14 protein-coding genes are annotated in these 18,719 nt (G+C 67.7%); 5 read left to right on the top strand and 9 right to left on the bottom strand.

What is annotated here, in order from left to right:
- The first annotated feature begins 16 nt into the window (after positions 1-16).
- The 4 genes from ABV518_RS03760 (at position 17) to ABV518_RS03745 (ending at position 5,648) form a co-directional block, all read left to right on the top strand.
- A complete protein-coding gene (locus ABV518_RS03760; protein WP_367765468.1) occupies positions 17-670 on the top strand; it encodes a DUF3000 domain-containing protein in 654 nt (217 codons plus the stop codon).
- 42 nt (positions 671-712) lie between these two features.
- The gene (locus ABV518_RS03755) at positions 713-2,041 is read left to right on the top strand and encodes an HRDC domain-containing protein (RefSeq protein ID WP_367765467.1); all 1,329 of its coding nucleotides are present in this window, start codon (positions 713-715) and stop codon (positions 2,039-2,041) included.
- A 122-nt stretch (positions 2,042-2,163) separates the two neighbouring features.
- A complete protein-coding gene (locus ABV518_RS03750) occupies positions 2,164-3,450 on the top strand; it encodes an acetyl-CoA C-acyltransferase (RefSeq protein ID WP_367765466.1) in 1,287 nt (428 codons plus the stop codon).
- Positions 3,447-5,648, top strand: a complete 2,202-nt coding sequence (locus ABV518_RS03745) for a 3-hydroxyacyl-CoA dehydrogenase NAD-binding domain-containing protein (protein ID WP_367765465.1) — start codon at positions 3,447-3,449, stop codon at positions 5,646-5,648. Before ABV518_RS03750 ends, ABV518_RS03745 begins: the two co-directional genes overlap by 4 nt.
- 39 nt (positions 5,649-5,687) lie before the next feature.
- Here the strand turns inward: ABV518_RS03745 and ABV518_RS03740 are convergent, their stop codons facing one another.
- From ABV518_RS03740 to ABV518_RS03730, 3 genes are read right to left on the bottom strand one after another with little or no spacing between them, the layout of a single operon-like run.
- Positions 5,688-7,265, bottom strand: a complete 1,578-nt coding sequence (locus ABV518_RS03740) for an ABC transporter ATP-binding protein (protein ID WP_367765464.1) — start codon at positions 7,263-7,265, stop codon at positions 5,688-5,690.
- Between the two features lie 2 nt (positions 7,266-7,267).
- The gene (locus ABV518_RS03735; protein WP_367765463.1) at positions 7,268-8,011 is read right to left on the bottom strand and encodes an energy-coupling factor transporter transmembrane component T; all 744 of its coding nucleotides are present in this window, start codon (positions 8,009-8,011) and stop codon (positions 7,268-7,270) included.
- 10 nt (positions 8,012-8,021) lie between these two features.
- A complete protein-coding gene (locus ABV518_RS03730) occupies positions 8,022-8,882 on the bottom strand; it encodes an ECF transporter S component (RefSeq protein ID WP_367765462.1) in 861 nt (286 codons plus the stop codon).
- Between the two features lie 231 nt (positions 8,883-9,113).
- On the opposite strand from ABV518_RS03730, the gene ABV518_RS03725 reads away from it, so the two are divergent.
- Positions 9,114-10,538, top strand: coding sequence for a mycothione reductase (locus ABV518_RS03725; RefSeq protein ID WP_367765461.1), 1,425 nt, complete (start codon positions 9,114-9,116; stop codon positions 10,536-10,538).
- 28 nt (positions 10,539-10,566) lie between these two features.
- Here the strand turns inward: ABV518_RS03725 and ABV518_RS03720 are convergent, their stop codons facing one another.
- The 6 genes from ABV518_RS03720 to acnA form a co-directional block, all read right to left on the bottom strand.
- Entirely contained in the window at positions 10,567-11,592 is a 1,026-nt protein-coding gene (locus ABV518_RS03720; protein ID WP_367765460.1) for a nucleoside hydrolase, read from the bottom strand.
- 12 nt (positions 11,593-11,604) lie between these two features.
- A complete protein-coding gene (locus ABV518_RS03715; RefSeq protein ID WP_367765459.1) occupies positions 11,605-12,582 on the bottom strand; it encodes an aldo/keto reductase in 978 nt (325 codons plus the stop codon).
- An 11-nt stretch (positions 12,583-12,593) separates the two neighbouring features.
- Positions 12,594-13,154, bottom strand: coding sequence for a hypothetical protein (locus ABV518_RS03710; protein WP_367765458.1), 561 nt, complete (start codon positions 13,152-13,154; stop codon positions 12,594-12,596).
- Entirely contained in the window at positions 13,151-13,768 is a 618-nt protein-coding gene (locus ABV518_RS03705; protein WP_367765457.1) for a DUF402 domain-containing protein, read from the bottom strand. The genes ABV518_RS03710 and ABV518_RS03705 overlap by 4 nt, the downstream gene beginning before the upstream one ends.
- Positions 13,765-15,738 carry a 1-deoxy-D-xylulose-5-phosphate synthase gene (dxs, locus tag ABV518_RS03700; RefSeq protein ID WP_367765456.1) on the bottom strand — a complete coding sequence of 658 codons (1,974 nt, stop codon included), beginning with the start codon at positions 15,736-15,738 and terminating at the stop codon, positions 13,765-13,767. Before dxs ends, ABV518_RS03705 begins: the two co-directional genes overlap by 4 nt.
- A gap of 129 nt (positions 15,739-15,867) precedes the next feature.
- Positions 15,868-18,678, bottom strand: a complete 2,811-nt coding sequence (gene acnA / locus ABV518_RS03695) for an aconitate hydratase AcnA (protein ID WP_367765455.1) — start codon at positions 18,676-18,678, stop codon at positions 15,868-15,870.
- Positions 18,679-18,719 lie beyond the last annotated feature (41 nt).

The following is an 18,719-nucleotide window of genomic DNA, read 5'->3' as shown; positions in this document are numbered from 1 at the left end:
AGTTGCGTAATCTGCGATGGTGAACGCACTCGCCCAGGTTCCCCCGGAGTTTCTCCACGCCTTGGGAACCCTTAGGAAAGCACAATGCCGCAGCGAACTGCGGCTTGCTGAGATTCCGGCACCGGCACGCCTGGCGCCCTTTGCCGTGGCGCTCGGCGCGGAAGTCATGGCCTCCGGCTCCGCGGGCGCTACCACCCCCGTCCATGGACCTGCCGCAATGGCCCTCGCCGCGGCGTCCGGCACCGAAGACGACGAGGACACCGAGCTGGCCACCGGCCGGTTCATCCTGCTGCACGATCCCGACGGCTCGGCCGTCTGGGACGGCGAGTTCCGGATCGTGACCTACATCCGGGCACAGCTGGAACCGGAAATGGGCAACGACGAAATGCTGGGGACAGTCGCCTGGACCTGGCTGGTGGAGGCGCTCGAAAACCACAAGGCTCCCTACCGCGCGGCAGGCGGCACCGCCACCAGGGTCCTGTCCGAGAGCTTCGGAACCCTCGCAGACAGGCCCGGGTCGATCGACATCGAACTGCGCGCGTCCTGGACCCCGGCGTCGTCCGACGTCACGGCGCACCTGGAAGCGTGGTCGGACATGGTCTGCACGTTCGCCGGCCTGCCGCCACTGCCGGACGGGGTATCGTCGCTGCCGAACCGGCGCCGGAACTAGCCCGGAATTCCTGAACCCCCTTGTCGGTAAACTGAAGGCACCATGACCCCTCACATTCCGGATAACACCACAGCCGGCGCTCCGGCTGCTGACACCCCTCCCCACATCACGGTGGACGGCTTTGACAGCCCCATCCCCGTGGTCATCGACCTTGACGCACCGCGCGACGGCGTACCCCTCGTGATCGAAACACAGTCCGGGCTGGAGCGCTGCGCCGCTGCGATCGCCGCCGGCACCGGGCCCGCAGGCGTGGACGCCGAGCGCGCCTCCGGCTTCCGGTACGGCCAGCGCGCCTTCCTGGTCCAGATCCGGCGCGAAGGCTCCGGCACCTGGCTGATCGATCCGGAGCCCTTCGAAAACCTGGACATCATCAACGACGCCCTTCAGGGCGTGGAATGGATCCTGCACGCGGCCAGCCAGGACCTGCCATGCCTGTCGGAACTGGGCATGTGGCCGGACAGGCTTTTTGACACGGAACTGGCTGCACGGCTGGCAGGACTTCCCCGCGTCGGGCTTGCCGCAGTGATAGAGCAGCTGCTGGGATTCGGCCTGGCCAAGGAACATTCCGCCGCCGACTGGTCCACCCGCCCCCTGCCGGAACCCTGGCTGCGCTACGCGGCCCTGGACGTGGAAGTCCTCACCGAACTGCGCGAGGAACTCATCGAACTGCTGGAGGCGGACGGCAAGCTCGAATACGCGGAGCAGGAATTCGCAGCCATCCTCGAGGCCGGCGTGGCCCCGCCCCGGGTTGACCCGTGGCGCAAGACGTCCGGCCTGCACCAGATCCGCGACCGCCGCCAGCTCGCCGCAGTCCGCGAGCTGTGGCTGGAGCGCGATTCACTGGCCCAGAAGCGGGACGTGGCACCAGGCCGGCTCATCCCGGATTCCGCCCTCGTATCAGCCGCGAAAGCCATGCCTTCCACCGTCCCCCAGCTGCTCGGCACCAAGGGTTTCCACGGCAGGGCGGCCCAGCGCGAGGCGCCGCGCTGGCTCCGCTGCATCGCGGCTGCCCGCGACCTGACGGACCTGCCCCCGCTGCACCTGCCCACCAACGCCCCGCCCCCGCCCCGGGTGTGGGCCGACCGGGACCCCGAGGCGGCCGCACGGCTCGCCACGGCACGGCCGCTCCTGCAGGAGAAGGCAGAGGAAACCAACCTTCCGCTGGAGAACCTGCTGACGCCCGACTACCTGCGCCGCATCGCATGGCGCCCGCCGGCGGAGATCAGCGAAGAAACGATTGCCGGGGAACTCCGCTCCCTTGGTGCCCGGGAATGGCAGGTTGGACTGGTGGCTCCGCTCATCACGGCGGCGTTCCTGGACCCCCGACCCTTGCCGGCCAAGGAACCGAAAGCAGCCCCGGCCGCCCAGTAAACGCCTCCCCGCCGAGCCTTGCACACTAAGTTACTGGCGAGTAACATAGGGTGCACTGCCGTCCGGTACAGTGCTGCCCCTTGGCCTCTGACCGGCGCCAACGTCTCGATGAGGAGTTATACGTGAGCCACCACGGAAGCAGCGGAAATCCGCGCACTGTCCGCGACGTCGTTTTTGTCGACGGCGTCCGCACACCCTTCGGCCGGGCCGGCGAGAAAGGCATCTACGCCGGAACCCGCGCCGACGACCTGATGGTCAAATGCATCCGCGAGCTCCTTCGCCGCAATCCGTCGCTGCCTGCCGAACGCGTGGACGAGGTGGCCGTCGCCGCCACCACCCAGACCGGGGACCAGGGCCTGACCCTGGGGCGTACCGCGGCGCTCCTGGCCGGCCTCCCCCGCTCGGTCCCGGGATTCGCCATCGACCGCATGTGCGCCGGCGCCATGACCGCTGTGACCACCACGGCCAGCGGCATCGGCTTCGGCGCCTACGACGTCGTGATTGCCGGCGGCGTGGAACACATGGGCAACCACCCGATGGGCTCCGGCGCCGACCCCAACCCGCGCTTTATGTCCGAACGCCTGGTGGATCCCGCGGCACTCAACATGGGCAACACAGCCGAGAACCTGCACGACCGCTTCCCGGCCATCACCAAGGACCGCACGGACGCGTACGCCGTCGCCTCGCAGGACAAGCTGGCCGCCGCGTACGGCAACGGCCAGATCCAGCCCGACCTGGTACCCGTGGCCACGCTCAAACCGGGCGAAGGCTGGACCTTGAACAGCGTTGACGAGCCGCCACGGCCCGGCACCACGCTCGAGGACCTGGCCGCCCTCCGCACACCGTTCCGGGCCCACGGCCGGGTTACGGCAGGAAACGCCGCCGGCCTGAACGACGGCGCCACCGCCGCCCTCCTTGCTTCCTCAGACGCGGCCGCCGAGCTCGGCCTTCCCGTCAAAATGCGACTGGTCAGCTACGCCTATGCCGGCGTCGAACCCGAAGTGATGGGAATCGGCCCGGTGCCGGCCACAGAAAAGGCCCTGAAGAACGCCGGACTCAGCATCGACGACATCGGACTCTTCGAAATCAACGAGGCCTTTGCCGTGCAGGTCCTGAGCTTCCTGGACCACTTCGGGATTTCCGACGACGATCCCCGGGTCAACCGGTACGGCGGCGCGATCGCGGTGGGCCACCCCCTGGCGTCTTCCGGCGTCCGGCTGATGAACCAGCTCGCACGGCAGTTCCAGGAGGATCACTCCGTCCGGTACGGCATCACCACCATGTGCATCGGCCTGGGCATGGGCGCCACGGTCATCTGGGAAAACCCGAACCACGCCGACTACAGCGGCGCCACCGGTGCCACCGCCCGCCAGCAAGCCGACGCCGCCACCGAAGGAGCCGCAGCATGAGCGCCGCCGATTTCACCACGTTTGCCGAACTCTTCCCGCACGAAACCGTGACGCACTCCTACGTCCGGGACATCGTGCTTCCGGCGCCGCCCGGCACGTCCAGCCCCGGAACTCTCGCACTGATCACGCTGGACAACGGCCTGGACCACTCCAAACCCACCACCCTGGGCCCCAACACCCTGGTGGAACTGGGCACCGTCCTGGAAGGGCTGAAGGAACGTGCCGCCCGCGGCGAAATCGTGGGCGTGGGCGTGACCGGCAAACCGTACTTCCTCGTCGCCGGGGCGGACCTTTCCGCCGTGAAGTCGCTGGAGAAACGCGAACATGGCCTGTGGATGGCCCAGCTCGGGCACGACGTCTACGCCACCCTGGCCAACCTGGGCGTTCCCAGCTTCGCGTTCATCAACGGCGTTGCCCTCGGCGGCGGCCTGGAGATCGCCCTGCAGTCCACCTACCGCACCGTGTCCACGGGCGCCGGCGCACTGGCCCTGCCGGAAGCTGCACTCGGGCTGGTCCCCGGCTGGGGCGGCGTGTACATCCTCCCGCGCCTGATCGGACCGGAGGCCGCGGTCAAGGTCATGATCGAGAACCCGCTCAGCAACAACAAGACCCTCAACGGACCCGAGGCATTCCGGCTCGGCATCGCCGACGCCCTGTTCGAACCCGCGGACTTCCTGGAGGAGTCCCTCTCGTGGGCGGCCAAAGTCATCACCGGCGACGTCATCCCGGAGCGGCCCCACGCCGTCGACCCCGCCGATCCCGGCGTCGCCGGGAGGTGGGCCGCCGCCGTCGCGGCCGGCAGGATGATGGTGGAAGCCAAGACTTCCAACGCGTCCCCGGCCCCGGCCAGGGTCCTGGACATCCTCGAGGCCAACCGCACCATCACGCAGGCGGAGTCCGCAGAGCTTGAATGCGAAACGCTCGCCGGGCTAATGCAGACCGACGAATTCCGGGCTACGGTGTACGCGTTCCTGGACCTGGTCCAGAAACGCTCCAAGCGCCCGGCCGGCGCCCCGGACCGTAAACTGGCCCGCCCGGTCACGAAGATCGGCGTTGTGGGTGCGGGACTCATGGCCAGCCAACTCGCCCTCCTGTTCGCCCGCCAGCTCAAGGTCCCCGTGGTGATGACCGACATCGACCAGGCCCGCGTGGACAAGGGCGTGGGCTACGTCCATGCCGAGGTGGACAAGCTCCTGGGGAAGAAGCGGATCAGCCAGGACGCCGCCAACCGGACGAAGGCTTTGGTGACGGGATCGGTTTCCAAGGAAGCCTTCGCTGACGCCGACTTTGTCATCGAGGCCGTCTTCGAAGAGCTGAACGTCAAGAAGCAGGTGTTCGCCGAGGTGGAGGCGATCGTTTCGCCGGACTGCATCCTGGCCACCAATACGTCGTCGCTGTCCGTCACCGCCATGGCCGCTGACCTCGAACACCCGGAGCGGCTGGTCGGCTTCCATTTCTTCAACCCTGTGGCTGTGATGCCGCTGCTGGAAATCGTGCGCGCGCCCAGGACCGACGACGACGTCCTGGCCACCGCTTTTGAGCTCGCCCGGGGGCTGAAGAAAACGGCCGTCCTGGTCAAGGATGCGCCCGCGTTTGTGGTGAACAGGATACTGCTGCGGCTGATGGGTGAAGTCACCGCAGCCTTCGATGAAGGCACCCCCGCCGACGTTGCCGACAACGCCCTGCGGCCCATGGGCCTGCCGATGACCCCGTTCACGCTGGGCGCCATGGTGGGACTGCCGGTGGCACAACACGTCCAGGAGTCCCTGAACGCCGCATTCGGCGACCGCTTTGCGGTGTCCGCCAACCTGAAGAAGCTGATCGACAACGGCGTGAAGTCACTCTGGGCGCCGGCACAGGACGGATCGCAGGAGATCCCGGACTCCACGCTGTCGCTGATGTCCTTCGGAACGTCGCCGTCCACCGGCGACGAGGTCCTGCGCCGCGTCCAGGATGCCTTGGCCCAGGAGATCGGCCTGATGCTGGCCGAAGGCGTGGTGGCGGGTCCCGAAGACATCGACCTGTGCATGATCCTCGGCGCGGGCTGGCCGATGTTCCTGGGCGGCATCACGCCGTACCTGGACCGCGTGGGCGCCTCCGAGCGGGTCAACGGCAAGCGCTTCCTCGCGCCGGGCATCGCGTCCGGCACATCGGTGGCCAGCCCGAACCCATCCGGCCAGGAACCGGTCAACAGTTAGGGAATCCGCCGGCGGCCGGGAAACCAGCCGCTGGCGGAATCAGCCGGCGGCCAGCAGCCGGCCGGAGTCCAGGTGCACGAGCCTGTGCGCGATGGACCGGGCGTAGTGGAGGTCGTGCGTGACCAGCACGACGGCGGTGCCCTCCGCGGCGGCCTCCCGCACCACCCGGTCCAGCGCCGCCAGTCCATGTCCGTCCAAGGCAACCGTGGGCTCGTCCAGGGCGAGGACAGCCGGGCGGCGGGCCAGGACGGTGGCCAGGGCCAGCAGGCGCTGCTGCGACGCCGGAAGTTCCGCCGGGTGCCGGCCTGCAAGATGCTCCAGGCCGACGGCGTCCAGGGCCTGCCGTACTGCCTGGTCCGCTGCCGCGCCAGGGTGATTGGCCGTGGCGCGGCCGCGTGCCGACGTGAGCCGTCGCCGGTGGTGCCGGTCCAGGCCGAAGCGGACTTCCCGGTCCACGGTCCGCTCAAACAGCTGGTCCCGGGGCTGCTGGAACAGGAGCCCGACCTCGCCGGACACACGCCCCACGGGTTGCCCGCCGATGTTCCGCCCGTTGACCAGGACGCTGCCTGCCGTGGGCTGGAGCAGGCCGTTGAGGTGCCGCAGCAGCGTGGACTTTCCGGCGCCGTTGGCGCCGGTGACGGCCACGATCTCGCCGGCCGCGACGGACAGGCTGAGGCCGTCCAGGACGGGTGCAGCGGCGGCTTCCGGCGTGGCTGGTGCCCATGCCCGCCGCCGGCTGCGGCCGTAAGCAAACGAGACGTGCCTCAGTTCCAGGGCGGGCTGGCGAGGGACCCGTGCAACGCACTCCGGCGGCACGATGCCGGAGCCGGCGGCCGTCGGCGCGCAAACCACGCCGGCCGCCTCCAGCACCCCGGCAGCGGAGACCTCCGCCGGCGTGCCTGCCAGCGCCACGGTGCCGCCGGTGAGCAGCAGCCAGGCATCGGCGTCGAGCAGCAGCTCATCGGCCCGCTGGCTCAGGATCACGACGGCGGTGCCGTCCTTGACGAGGTTCCGCACCAGGTCCGCGAGGTTCTCCGCCCCCGACCGGTCAAGGGAAGCAAACGGTTCGTCCATGACCAGCACTGCGGGGCCGGAAATGACGGCGCATCCGATGGCCAGTCGTCGCAGCTGCCCGCCGGAGAGCGTTGCGGGATCCCTGTCCAGCAGGTGGGCCAGGCCGGTCCGTGACGCGGTACGCCGGACAGCTACGGCCATTGCGGCCCGGTCCACTCCGGCGTTTTCCAGCCCAAACGCCAGTTCTTCTGCCACAGTTGCCCGGACGGTGGACAGCGCAGCGGCGGCGTCCTGTGGCACAAAACCCACACTGCGGCCCCAGCTGCCGGGGTTGATGCGCGGATCGGTGGCCTCGCCGGTGAACCGCAGCCTGGTGCCGCCCAGCTCAAGGAACCCGGTCAGCGTCCCGCCGGTGCCGGGAAGCAGCCAGCCGGCGAGCAGGCGTCCCAGGGTTGATTTGCCGCTGCCGGAACCGCCCAGCACTGCTGTCAGCGTGCCCGCAGCCAGGGACAGGTCTACGCCGTCAAGGACAGGCGCCGCGTCGCCGGGGTAGGTGAACATGTCAATCCCGGCGGCCAGCGCGGGGATGGTCCGTTCCGCCATCCTCAAGCACCCGCCGTCGGCTGCCACAGGCGGACAGCGATTGCCGCGGCGGCCGCGAGCAGGAGGACCAGGCGCAGCCGGCGCTGCAACGGCGGATCCGGAACCTCCCGGTAACTGGTCCGGGGTCCGGCGCTTCCGAAGCCGCGGGCCTCCAGGGCTGCCGCGCGGGTACCTGCCTCCTCCACCAGGGACAGGACCAGCGGAATGGCCTGCCATCGGAACGCGGCCAGCCGCCGGAAGGCGCCGCCGGTGATCACCAGGCCGCGGGCTTCCTGTGCCTGCCGGATCCGCGCCAGGCGTGTGCTGATGGCCGGCAGCAGGGTCAGGGTGGAGGCGAGCACAAAGGCGAACCGGAAGTGGACGCCGCGGGCGGACAGGGCAGCCACCAGGTCCGGGACGCTGATGGTGAACGAACACAACAGCAGCACCAGCACTGCTGCTGAGAGCTGGGCAGCCCGCTCCAGGGCGAAGCGCAGCCCTTCAGCAGTGACCCGGGCCGGGCCCCATTGCGCCAGGACGGAGGTGCCTTCGGGAAAGAAGAGTCCATGCAGGATGAACAGCGAGAGGACCAGGGGAACCAATATCCCGGCCGCTGCCGGAGCCATCCGGCGTCCCGCTCCCCCGGCGACCGACAGGCATGCCGCACCGGCGATCACCGCGAGCGACAGCGGCAGGCTCGCGGCCGCCGTCGTCATGACTGCCGTGCTGCCGGCAGCCGCCAGCGAGGTGAGGGGATGGAGGCGCATCAGGGGCGGGTCAGGAATCCTGGCCGGTGGACTGGACCGCGGAGTGGCCGGCGGCCAGGCCCTTGGACTGGTCTGACCCGGCCAGCACACGGTGGCGCCCGACAAAGGGGAACTGCTGGCGGGTGCGGCGCGGCAGGGCATAGACCAGGACGGCCACCAGGGTGAAGACGATGGCTTTGTCCATGGGGTCGGAGATCAGCGCCTGCTTGGTGATGGCGGCCAGCAGGGTGTCCCCCATGGAGCGGAAGGCGCTCACGATGGCGCCGGTTGCCAGGCCGGACGTGCCGCCGAAGACAAACGCGGCAATGGGGGCGGAGACCACGCCGCCGATGATGCCGGTCAGGAAGCCCGCCACCGGGGCCAGGTAGAACCGGCGGAACAGGCCGTACCGCGCGGCGAGGCCGGCCAGGCAGCCGATCAGGGCGGCGCCGGCGGCGAAGGGCAGGACGGTCGGGTTGAAGAAGGACCAGACGATGCTGCTGAGCGCGCCTGTGGCGGCCCCCGCAGCCGGTCCGGCAAGGACGGCGATCAGCACGGTGCCGATCGCGTCCAGGTAGAAGGGCACCAGCGTGCTGCCGACGAACTGGCCGAGCACGATGTTGAGCACCAGGGCCACGGGAATCAGGACCAGCGTGGAGACGGGCAGGGTGGGAAGGACGGCCACAATCAGCAGGACGGCGCCCGCCAGGAACCCGGAGAGTGCAATCAGGGCCGACGCGCTGCCCGGCCCGCCGGTGATGTCGGCGGGCTGGTTGAGGACGAGGTAGATGTACGTGCCGGCGATGGCCAAGGCGCCGAGGATTTCCAGCAGGCGGCGCTTCCGGGCGGCCGCCGGCGTCGGGGATTCCAGCGTGAGGGAGGGCGATGACATGGCGTTCCTTCGAAGGTTCGTAGCTGGCCCGGCGGGCCCGCGCGGTGCGGAACGCCGCCTATGTCACCTCGGCGGCAGCCGGCAGGAGTGCCCGGCCGGTCCGGCGACCAGTCTACCGGGCAGCTGTCCCTCGTAGCCGCTGTTCCGGCTTGGAACCGCGCCTGCCATAGACTCACGGGACGGGTCGCCAACGCCCGCCGCGCCACTGCCGACCTCACGAAAGACGGATGCATGCCCCACTACGACCTGGCCATCATCGGCTCCGGATCCGGCAATTCGCTGATCACCCCGTTCTGGGACGGCAAGAAGGTGGCAATGATCGACGGCGGGGTGTTCGGCGGCACCTGCCTGAACGTCGGGTGCATCCCCACCAAGATGTTCGTTTATCCGGCCGGACTGGCCGCCATGCCCCGGGAAGCAGGCCGCCTCGGTGTGGACCTGAGCCTGGACAAAGTGCACTGGAATGGCGTGCGGGACAGGATCTTTGGCCGGATCGACTCGATTTCCGAGTCCGGCCGGCGGTACCGGGCCGATGAACTGGACAACGTGGACCTATACCAGGAACACGTACGGTTCACGCGTCCCCGGACGCTCGTCACAGACACAGGCGTGGAGCTCACCGCGGACCGGGTGGTGGTGGCCGCCGGCTCACGCGCCGTGCTCCCCGACGTTCCGGGGATCGGCCTGCCGCAGGTGCACACGTCCGACTCGGTCATGCGCATTGACGGCCTGCCGGAGAGGGTGGTGATCGTCGGCGGCGGTTATATCGCGGCGGAGTTCGCCGCAGTGTTCCATGGCTTCGGCGCCGCCGTCACCCAGGTAAACCGTTCCCGTCGGCTGCTCCGCGGCAACGACAGGGAGATCGCAGGGCGCTTCGCGGAGGCTGCCGCCAGCCGCTGGCGGCTGGAGTTGGGCTATGCGCTCCTTTCCGTGGAGGACAACGGTGACGGCTCGGTCACCGTGGTGTTCTCGGACGACGGCGGCAAGCCGCTGCGTGTGGCCGCTGACGTCGTCCTGATGGCCACGGGGCGGGTGCCGAACACCGACCGGCTGGGCGTGGACGCTGCCGGGTTTGACCTGGATGAGGACGGCACGCTCTCCGTGGACGGCAACCTCAGGGTCCTCTCCGGCGGCAAGCCTGTGGAAGGGGTGTACGCCCTGGGCGACATCGCGAACAGCTACCAGCTCAAGCACGTCGCCAACCGGGAAGCCCGGGTGGTGGCGCACAACCTCGAACACCCGGACCGGCCCCGGTCCATCGACTACACAGCCGTGCCGTTTGCCGTATTCTCCAATCCGCAGGTGGCCTCGGTGGGCCTGACCGAGGAGGACGCCAAGGCGCAGGCCGCTCCGGGGACGAAGATTGTCACGGCGGTCCAGGACTACGGCTCAACGGCCTATGGCTGGGCCATGGAGGACGAGGAAGGCGTGGTCAAGGTCGTGGCGGAAAAGTCCACCGGGCGCCTGCTCGGCGCGCACATCATGGGCCACGAAGCCTCCATCCTCATCCAGCCGCTGGTCCAGGCGATGGCCACGGACGTGCCGGTCCATACACTGGCGCGCGGTCCCTACTGGATCCACCCGGCATTGACCGAGGTGGTGGAGAACGCCCTGCTGGCCCTGGACGTGGACCTGCCTGGCGACGCCCCGCTGTAGGGCTGGCGGGTGAGTGCCGGGCCGGCGTTCAGCGCAGCCGCGCCGCGAGGCCGCCGACGGACCGGATGAGTTCCCCGAAGGCCTGTTCAGGCTTGTTGTCCGAGACGATCCGGGCGTTGGGCGGGTGATTCCACAGGTTCCGGTAATCGGCCACGGTGGTCCCCATCAGCAGGGGCGAGTCAACCTCGACGTCCACGGTGGCCAGGCGGGTTGCGTAATCGAGCGTCCCGGCGGCCACCCCGGCGGCGAAGTAATCGTGGACGTGCGCCACGTAGCCCTGGCCGTAGAGGCGGTGAAACTCGAAGTAGAAGCGCAGGGCATCAGACAGGTGCCGCACCAGCGGACTGTCGGCCGTGCTTCGAAGCCCTTCAGGCTGCTTCGGCAGGACCAGCTCCCGCTCACTGCAGCCGGCCGCCTCCGCGAGCCGCAGCACATGCTCCGGCCGCAGCTCGATCCGCTCAGTGGTGTCCAGTGAACAGACAATGGGCAGCCGGGTCACCGGCAAGCCGCGGTAGGCCGCATAAACTTCCTTGGCAGCCTGCGGATCCACGTGCGTATTCCATTCGGCGGTGGGCGTGGTGTTGCCCTGGTGGTAGAAGCTGCCGCCCATGATCACCACCTTGGCCAGCAGTTCGGGGAGCCGCGGTTCGCGCCGGATGGCCAGGGCAAAGTTGGTCAGCGGCGCCGTGATCAGTGCCGTCAGCTCCCCCGGGTGGGCCCGTGCCGCCTCCACCCAGACGTCGGCGGCGTGCCGCTCCGAGACCGTCCCGGTCGGGGCCGGCAGGACGGCGTGGCCAATGCCCTGGGGTCCGTGGGTTTCGGGCGTGGTCACCAGCGGGATGGACAGTGGAACCTCCGCACCGACGGCGACCTCGACCCCGGTGCGTCCGCACAGCTCCAGCATGGCGAGGGTGTTTCGCGCCACCTGGTGCGCATCCACGTTTCCCGGGGATGCCGTCACGGCCACGAACTCCACGTCCGGCAACGACGACAGATAAGCCAGCGCCAGGGCGTCGTCGATCCCGGTATCCACGTCCAGCAGGAGCCTGGTCATCGGTGCAGTCCCCTAGAAGAGTGCGACTTTGGGGACTTTGGGGAAAATGTCATCCAGCTCGGCAAGCTCCTCAGGCGTCGGCACCCACGCCACGGCCTCTGCGTTCTGCCGGATCTGTTCGGGCCTGGTGGCCCCGGCGATCACGCTGCTCACCGACGGCTGGGCGGCGAGCCAGGAGAACGCCACCTGGATCTCGGACAGGCCGCGCTGGTCGGCGAAAGCACTGAACCGCTTGAGCTGGCCCCAGTCGGCGTCGCGCACCAGGTGGGTACGGGTGTGGCTGAGGCGCGTCCCCTCGGGCGCCGTGTCCGGCGAGTATTTTCCGGTGAGCAGCCCGTTGGCCAGCGGGAAGTACGGCAGGACGCCAAGGCCGTACGCTTCGGCTGCGGGCGTGACCTCCTGCTCCGCGCGCCGGTCCAGCAGGTTGTAGTGGTTCTGCGTGGAAATGAACCGTGTGCCGCCGGCGGCGCGTGCCACGAACTCAGCCTCGGCGATCTGCCAGCCCGCACGGTTGGAATGCCCGATGTACCGGACTTTTCCGCTGCTGACCAGGTCGTCCAGTGCGGACAGCGTTTCGTCGATCGGTGTCAGCGGGTCCGGAGTATGGAACTGGTAAAGGTCGATCCAGTCGGTGCCCAGCCGCCGCAGCGATGCCTCCGCGGCCCGGATGATGTAGCTGCGCGAGCCCCGGGCGCCAAAGTCCCGGCCGTTGGCGCCGCGCATGTCCATCCCGAACTTGGTGGCCACCACGGCTTCATCCCGCCGGCCGGCCAGGGCCTTGCCCAGCATGGTTTCGCTCAGGCCGGGCTCGCGCCCGTAGGTGTCGGCCACGTCGAACAGTGTCACGCCGGCGTCGAGGGCGGCATGGACGACGGCGTCGGTGGCCTCCTGGGACTCCGTGGCCGTATGCGCCCGGCCCAGGTTGTTGCAGCCCAGTCCCACAACGGAGACGGTAAGGCCGGAGTTTCCGAGGCGTCGGTATTCAGTCATGGATTTCCCGTCTAGAGGCTGAAGCTGTTGGCCGGCTTCGCCGAGTACTTGAGCTTGAAGCTGTCCGGTTCGGTGAAGGAGGCGGCACCGATGCTGAGCTTGGTGAAGTCCAGATCCTCGCCGCGGCTGCAGACCTTGATCGCGTTGACGGCCTTGTTCACCTCGGGGCACAAGCAGAAGATGTTCAGCTTGTAGTCGCTGAACTCCGAGCGCTCCACCGTGCCCAGCCCCCGCCACGCGAGGTGGCTGATGAGGGCGTCCTTGGCCTTTTCCTCAAGGTAACGGTCCCGCTCGGTGCCGTCCTTGGTCTTGAGGGCGAACTGGGCCACCACCCAGAACTGCTCCTCGTCGGGGATCTCCGCATAACCGTCCTCCGTGCACTGGACAGCGAACGCATCCATGAGGCCCTCCACCGCGGCGGCATCGGCGACGTCGGTCTCCTCGGTCTTGCTCTGGTGCCCCACAACACCGTAGTTCATCACGAACTGGCTGTAGTCCTCGTCGAACCAGCCTTCGCGGAAATGCAGCACTCCCTCGTCGTCCCGTTTGTAGACCCTGATGATTCCGCTCATGACCGTCCCTTCGTGAACCAGTCGACGTCTGTTCCGTCGAACGGTGCGTGCTGTGCCTTGACGGCCTGATAAAGCTCGTCCGCGGCGGCCTGGATGTCCTCAACCAGCCGGTCCGGGTAATTCATGGCGACACGGTGGTCGGCGAACTCGTCCTGGTCGTCGATAAAGACGCCTCGGCCGGCCATGCGGATAACGTCCAGGTCCATGTCGATCACATGGAACTCGGTGACGGCAGGCCGGATATCCGTCCACTCATGGGCAACGGCCAGGTCCACGTACACGCGGACACCGCTGGGGTGGGCGTCGTCATAGAACGTGGCAACCCAGTCCCCGGAGCGCGGCACCAGCAGCACGGCGTCTGACTGGGTGTAGAACGCGGCGCCGGGCCGGGAACAGAACTCGTTGGTCCCCTGGAAAATCCACCAGCCGTGCCGGTCTTCACCCAGGTAGCGTCCCGGGACCACCCAGTGGGCCTTGCCGTTCCATTTGCGGTTCCGGGCCACCACGAGCTGGCCGGGCTGCAGCTGGCCCGGAACCCGGGTGGTGCTGGTGTGCATCGCCGGGCCGGATTCGCCCACGGCCCCCGGGTATTTCAGTGCGTCTTCTTCCCTCACAGAATCGGAAGGCTGCCGGTGGTGGGGTGTTCCTGGCCCGGGAGGGGACGCGCAAAGGGGACCTTTGTGCCCAGAACCTGGGCGACGACGTCGTGCGTTATCTGCTGCGCGGTCAGGCCGACGCGTTCCATGACCTGGCTCCGGGTGCCGTGGTCGAGGAACTCGACCGGCAGGCCAACCTCGTTCAGGGCGGTGTCCACGCCGGCGGCGCGCATTTCCTGCCGGATCCGGGATCCGACACCGCCGGCGCGGACACCGTCCTCGATGCAGATGACCAGGCGGTGGTGGGAGGCCAGGGCAATGATGGAGCGGCGCACCGGCAGGACCCAGCGCGGGTCCACCACGGTGGTGCTGATTCCCTGCGCGCCAAGGCGGTTGGAAACGTCCAGGGCCAGTTCGGACATGGCTCCGACGCTGACGATCAGGACGTCGTTTTCGGTGGACCCGGCCGGCCGGCGGGCCAGCACGTCCACACCGTCGCCCAGCCGTTCGATGGCTTCAACCTCGGCGCCTACCGTGCCTTTGGAGAAGCGGACCACGGTGGGGGCGTCGTTAATGGCAACGGCCTCGCGGAGTTCCTCCCGCAGCCTGGACGCGTCCCTCGGCGCGGCAAGGTGCAGCCCCGGCACGATCTGCACCATGGACATGTCCCACATACCGTGGTGGCTGGCGCCGTCCGGGCCGGTGACGCCGGCGCGGTCCAGGACGATGGTGACGCCGGCCTTGTGCAGGGCAACGTCCATCAGGAGCTGGTCGAACGCGCGGTTCAGGAACGTGGCGTAGACGGCGACGACGGGGTGGAGGCCGCCGAAGGCCATGCCGGCTGCGGAGGTCAGGGCGTGCTGCTCCGCAATCCCGACGTCGATGACGCGGTCCGGGTGCCTTGCGGCGAATTTGTGCAGGCCCACGGGGATGAGCATGGCGCCGGTGATGCCAACGATGTCGGCCCGTTCATCGGAAATGTCCGCGATCTCATCGGCGAAGACTGACGTCCAGGACTGGGCGCCGGCAGCGCCCGTCGGTTCGCCCGTTTCCGGGTCGATGATGCCTACGGCGTGGAACTGGTCGGCTTCGTGGGCGCGGGCGGGGGCGTAGCCGTGGCCCTTTTCGGTCATGGCGTGCACGATGACGGGGCCGGCGTAGTTCCTGGCGGTGGACAGGGCGTGCTCCATGGCCTGGAGGTTGTGGCCGTCCACCGGGCCGATGTATTTCATGCCAAGGTCTTCGAACATGCCCTGCGGGGCCCACCAGTCCTTGATGCCCTTCTTCATGGCGTGCAGGCTCTTGTAGGTGAACTGCCCCACGGGGCCGCCGTTCTGGAGCTTCTTCTTCCACCAGTCCAGGGTGCCCTCGTAGGCGGGGGCGGCGCGGAAGGAGTCGATGGTGGGACGCAGCGAGGCGAGGTAGTCGGCGAAGCCGCCCACGGTGGGAGCGTAGGAGCGGCCGTTGTCATTGACCACAATCACCACGCGCCGGCGCTTGTCGGCGGCGATGTTGTTGATGGCTTCCCAGGCCATGCCGCCGGTGAGGGCGCCGTCGCCGACGACGGCGACGGTGTAGCGGTCGCCTTCCCCGGTGAGCTTCCGGGCGCGGGAGATGCCGTCCGCCCAGGAAAGGGACGAGGACGCGTGGGAGCTTTCCACGATGTCGTGCTCGGATTCGGCGCGGGACGGGTAGCCGGAGAGGCCGCCCTGCTGGCGGAGGGTGCTGAAGTCCTGGCGTCCGGTGAGGAGCTTGTGCACGTACGACTGGTGGCCGGTGTCGAAGACGATGCTGTCGCGGGGCGAGTCGAAAATGCGGTGCACGGCAAGGGTCAGTTCAACCACCCCAAGGTTGGGGCCGAGGTGTCCGCCTGTCTGGGAGACGTTCGTGATCAGGAAGCTCCTGATCTCAGCAGCCAGTTCCGGCAGCTGCTTTTCGGACAACCCGTTCAGGTCCTGCGGATTCCGGATGGCGTCCAAGAGTCCCAAATGACCCCTCCTTCAGGTGGTAGACGTGCCTGTTAACTCTAACGCGTCTGTTCAAATCAAAAGCCGAAGCCCCGGCTGGTCGGTGACCGGCCGGGGCTTTGGGGAGTGCTTGCCTGGGGCAGAAAACCGCTAGTTGGCGGAGATTTGGCGCAGGACGTACTGCAGGATGCCGCCGTTGCGGTAGTAGTCCGCTTCGCCCGGGGTATCGATGCGCAGGACGGCATCGAAGGACTTGGCGGTGCCGTCTTCAGCGGTTGCCGTGACCTTCAGGGTCTTGGGCGTGGTGCCTTCGTTCAGGGCGGTGACGCCCTCAACCGAGAAGGTTTCCGTGCCGGTCAGGCCAAGGGTGGCCGCGGATTCTCCAGCCGGGTACTGCAGGGGCAGGACGCCCATGCCGATCAGGTTGGAGCGGTGGATGCGCTCGTAGCTCTCGGCGACGACGGCCTTGACGCCCAGGAGCGCCGTGCCCTTCGCTGCCCAGTCACGCGAGGATCCGGAACCGTATTCCTTGCCTGCCAGGACCACCAGCGGTGTGCCGGCTGCCTGGTAGTTCTGCGCGGCGTCGTAGACGTAGGCCTGCGGGCCGTCAGCCTGGGTGAAGTCGCGGGTGAAGCCACCCTCCACGCCGTCGAGGATCTGGTTCTTGATGCGGATGTTCGCGAACGTGCCGCGGATCATGACTTCGTGGTTGCCACGGCGTGAGCCGTAGGAGTTGAAGTCCTTGCGCTCCACACCGTTGGCCAGGAGGTACTGTCCGGCCGGGGTGTCCGACTTGAAGGAACCTGCCGGGGAGATGTGGTCGGTAGTGACCGAGTCGCCCAGCTTCAGCAGCACGCGTGCGCCGGAGATGTCCTGGACGGGTTCCGGCTGTGCCTTCATGCCCTCGAAGTACGGGGGCTTCCGGACGTACGTGGAGTTGGGATCCCAGGCGAACGTGTCGCCGGCGGGGGTGTCGAGTGCCTTCCAGCGGTCGTCGCCGTCGAAGACGCCCTCGTAGCCGCGGGCGAACATGTCCTTGTCGATCGAGGAATCGATGACCTGCTGGACCTCGACCGGGTTGGGCCAGATGTCCTTCAGGAAGACATCGTTGCCGGCCTCGTCCTTGCCCAGGGAGTCGGTGTCGAAGTCGAAGTCCATGGAACCGGCCAGGGCGTAGGCGATGACCAGCGGCGGGGAGGCCAGGTAGTTCATCTTGACGTCCGGGTTGATCCGGCCTTCGAAGTTGCGGTTACCGGAAAGCACCGCGGTGACGGAAAGGTCGTTGGCCTGGATGGCCTCGGAGATTTCGGCGTCCAGCGGGCCGGAGTTGCCGATGCAGGTGGCGCAGCCGTAGCCCACGATGTAGAAGCCAAGCTTCTCCAGGTACGGCGTCAGGCCGGACTTTTCGTAGTAGTCGGTGACAACCTTGGAACCGGGGGCAACGGAGGTCTTGACCCACGGCTTGGACGTCAGGCCCTTGTCGACGGCGTTGCGCGCCAGCAGTGCGGCGGCAAGCATGACGGACGGGTTGGACGTGTTGGTGCAGGACGTGATCGACGCGATCGAAACTGCGCCGTGGTCCAGCTCGAACTCGCGTCCGTCTTCGGTCTTGATGTGGACCGGGTTGGACGGACGCCCGTGGGCGCCGTTCGCTGCGGACACAACACGGCTGGTCTCGGTGGTGTGCGAGTCGGCGTGCGTGAAGGACGGGGCGTCCGAGGCCGGGAACGATTCGTCCAGGGACTCGTCAACGCTGCCGTCTTCGATGGCCACGTAGTTGTGGATGTCCTTGCGGAACTGTTCCTTGGCATCCGTGAGCTCAATGCGGTCCTGGGGACGCTTGGGGCCGGAGATGGAGGGAACAACCGTGGACAGGTCCAGCTCAAGGTACTCGGAGAACTTGATTTCGCGGGAAGGATCGTGCCAGAGGCCCTGTTCCTTGGCGTAGGACTCCACGAGTGCCACATTTTCGTCCGAGCGGCCGGTGAGGCGCAGGTAGTCCAATGTGACGTCGTCGATCGGGAACATTGCGGCCGTGGAACCGAATTCCGGGCTCATGTTGCCGATGGTGGCGCGGTTGGCCAGCGGCACCGCGGCAACGCCTTCGCCGTAGAATTCCACGAACTTGCCCACAACACCGTGCTTGCGGAGCTGCTCGGTGATGGTCAGCACCACGTCGGTGGCGGTGGCGCCGGCCGGGATGGACCCGGTCAGCTTGAAGCCAACGACGCGCGGGATGAGCATCGAGACGGGCTGGCCCAGCATGGCAGCCTCGGCTTCGATGCCGCCAACGCCCCAGCCCAGGACACCCAGGCCGTTGACCATGGTGGTGTGCGAGTCGGTGCCAACGCAGGTGTCAGGGTAGGCACGCAGTGCGCCGTCAACTTCGCGGGTCATGACCGTGCGGGCCAGGTATTCAATGTTGACCTGGTGCACAATGCCGGTTCCCGGGGGAACAACCTTGAAGTCGTCGAAGGCCGTCTGGCCCCAGCGGAGGAACTGGTAACGCTCGCCGTTCCGCTGGTATTCGATCTCCATGTTGCGCTCCAGTGCGCCGGAGTTGCCGAAAGCGTCGATCTGCACGGAGTGGTCAATGACCATTTCCGCAGGAGCCAGGGGGTTGACCCGCTTGGGGTCGCCACCGAGTTCCTTGACCGCTTCACGCATCGTCGCCAGGTCAACCACGCAGGGTACACCGGTGAAGTCCTGCATGATCACGCGGGCAGGCGTGAACTGGATTTCTGTATCTGGCTGGGCATCAGGATCCCAGCCTGCCAAGGCGCGGACGTGATCGGCAGTGATGTTCGCGCCGTCCTCGGTCCTCAACAGGTTTTCAAGCAATACCTTGAGGCTGAACGGAAGGTTTTCTGCACCTTCAACGGAGTTCAACCGGAAAATTTCGTATTCGGTTCCGGCTACATTAAGTTTGCCTTTTGAACCGAAGCTGTCCACAGTGCTCATCGCAGGACTCCTCTCGCAACAGTTTCATCTTTGTCGCGCGG

This window comes from Arthrobacter sp. HS15c, assembly GCF_040812005.1.
Classification (GTDB): domain Bacteria; phylum Actinomycetota; class Actinomycetes; order Actinomycetales; family Micrococcaceae; genus Arthrobacter.
The sequence above is the reverse complement of the archived record's forward strand: the minus strand, read 5'-3'. Positions and strand labels throughout refer to the sequence as shown.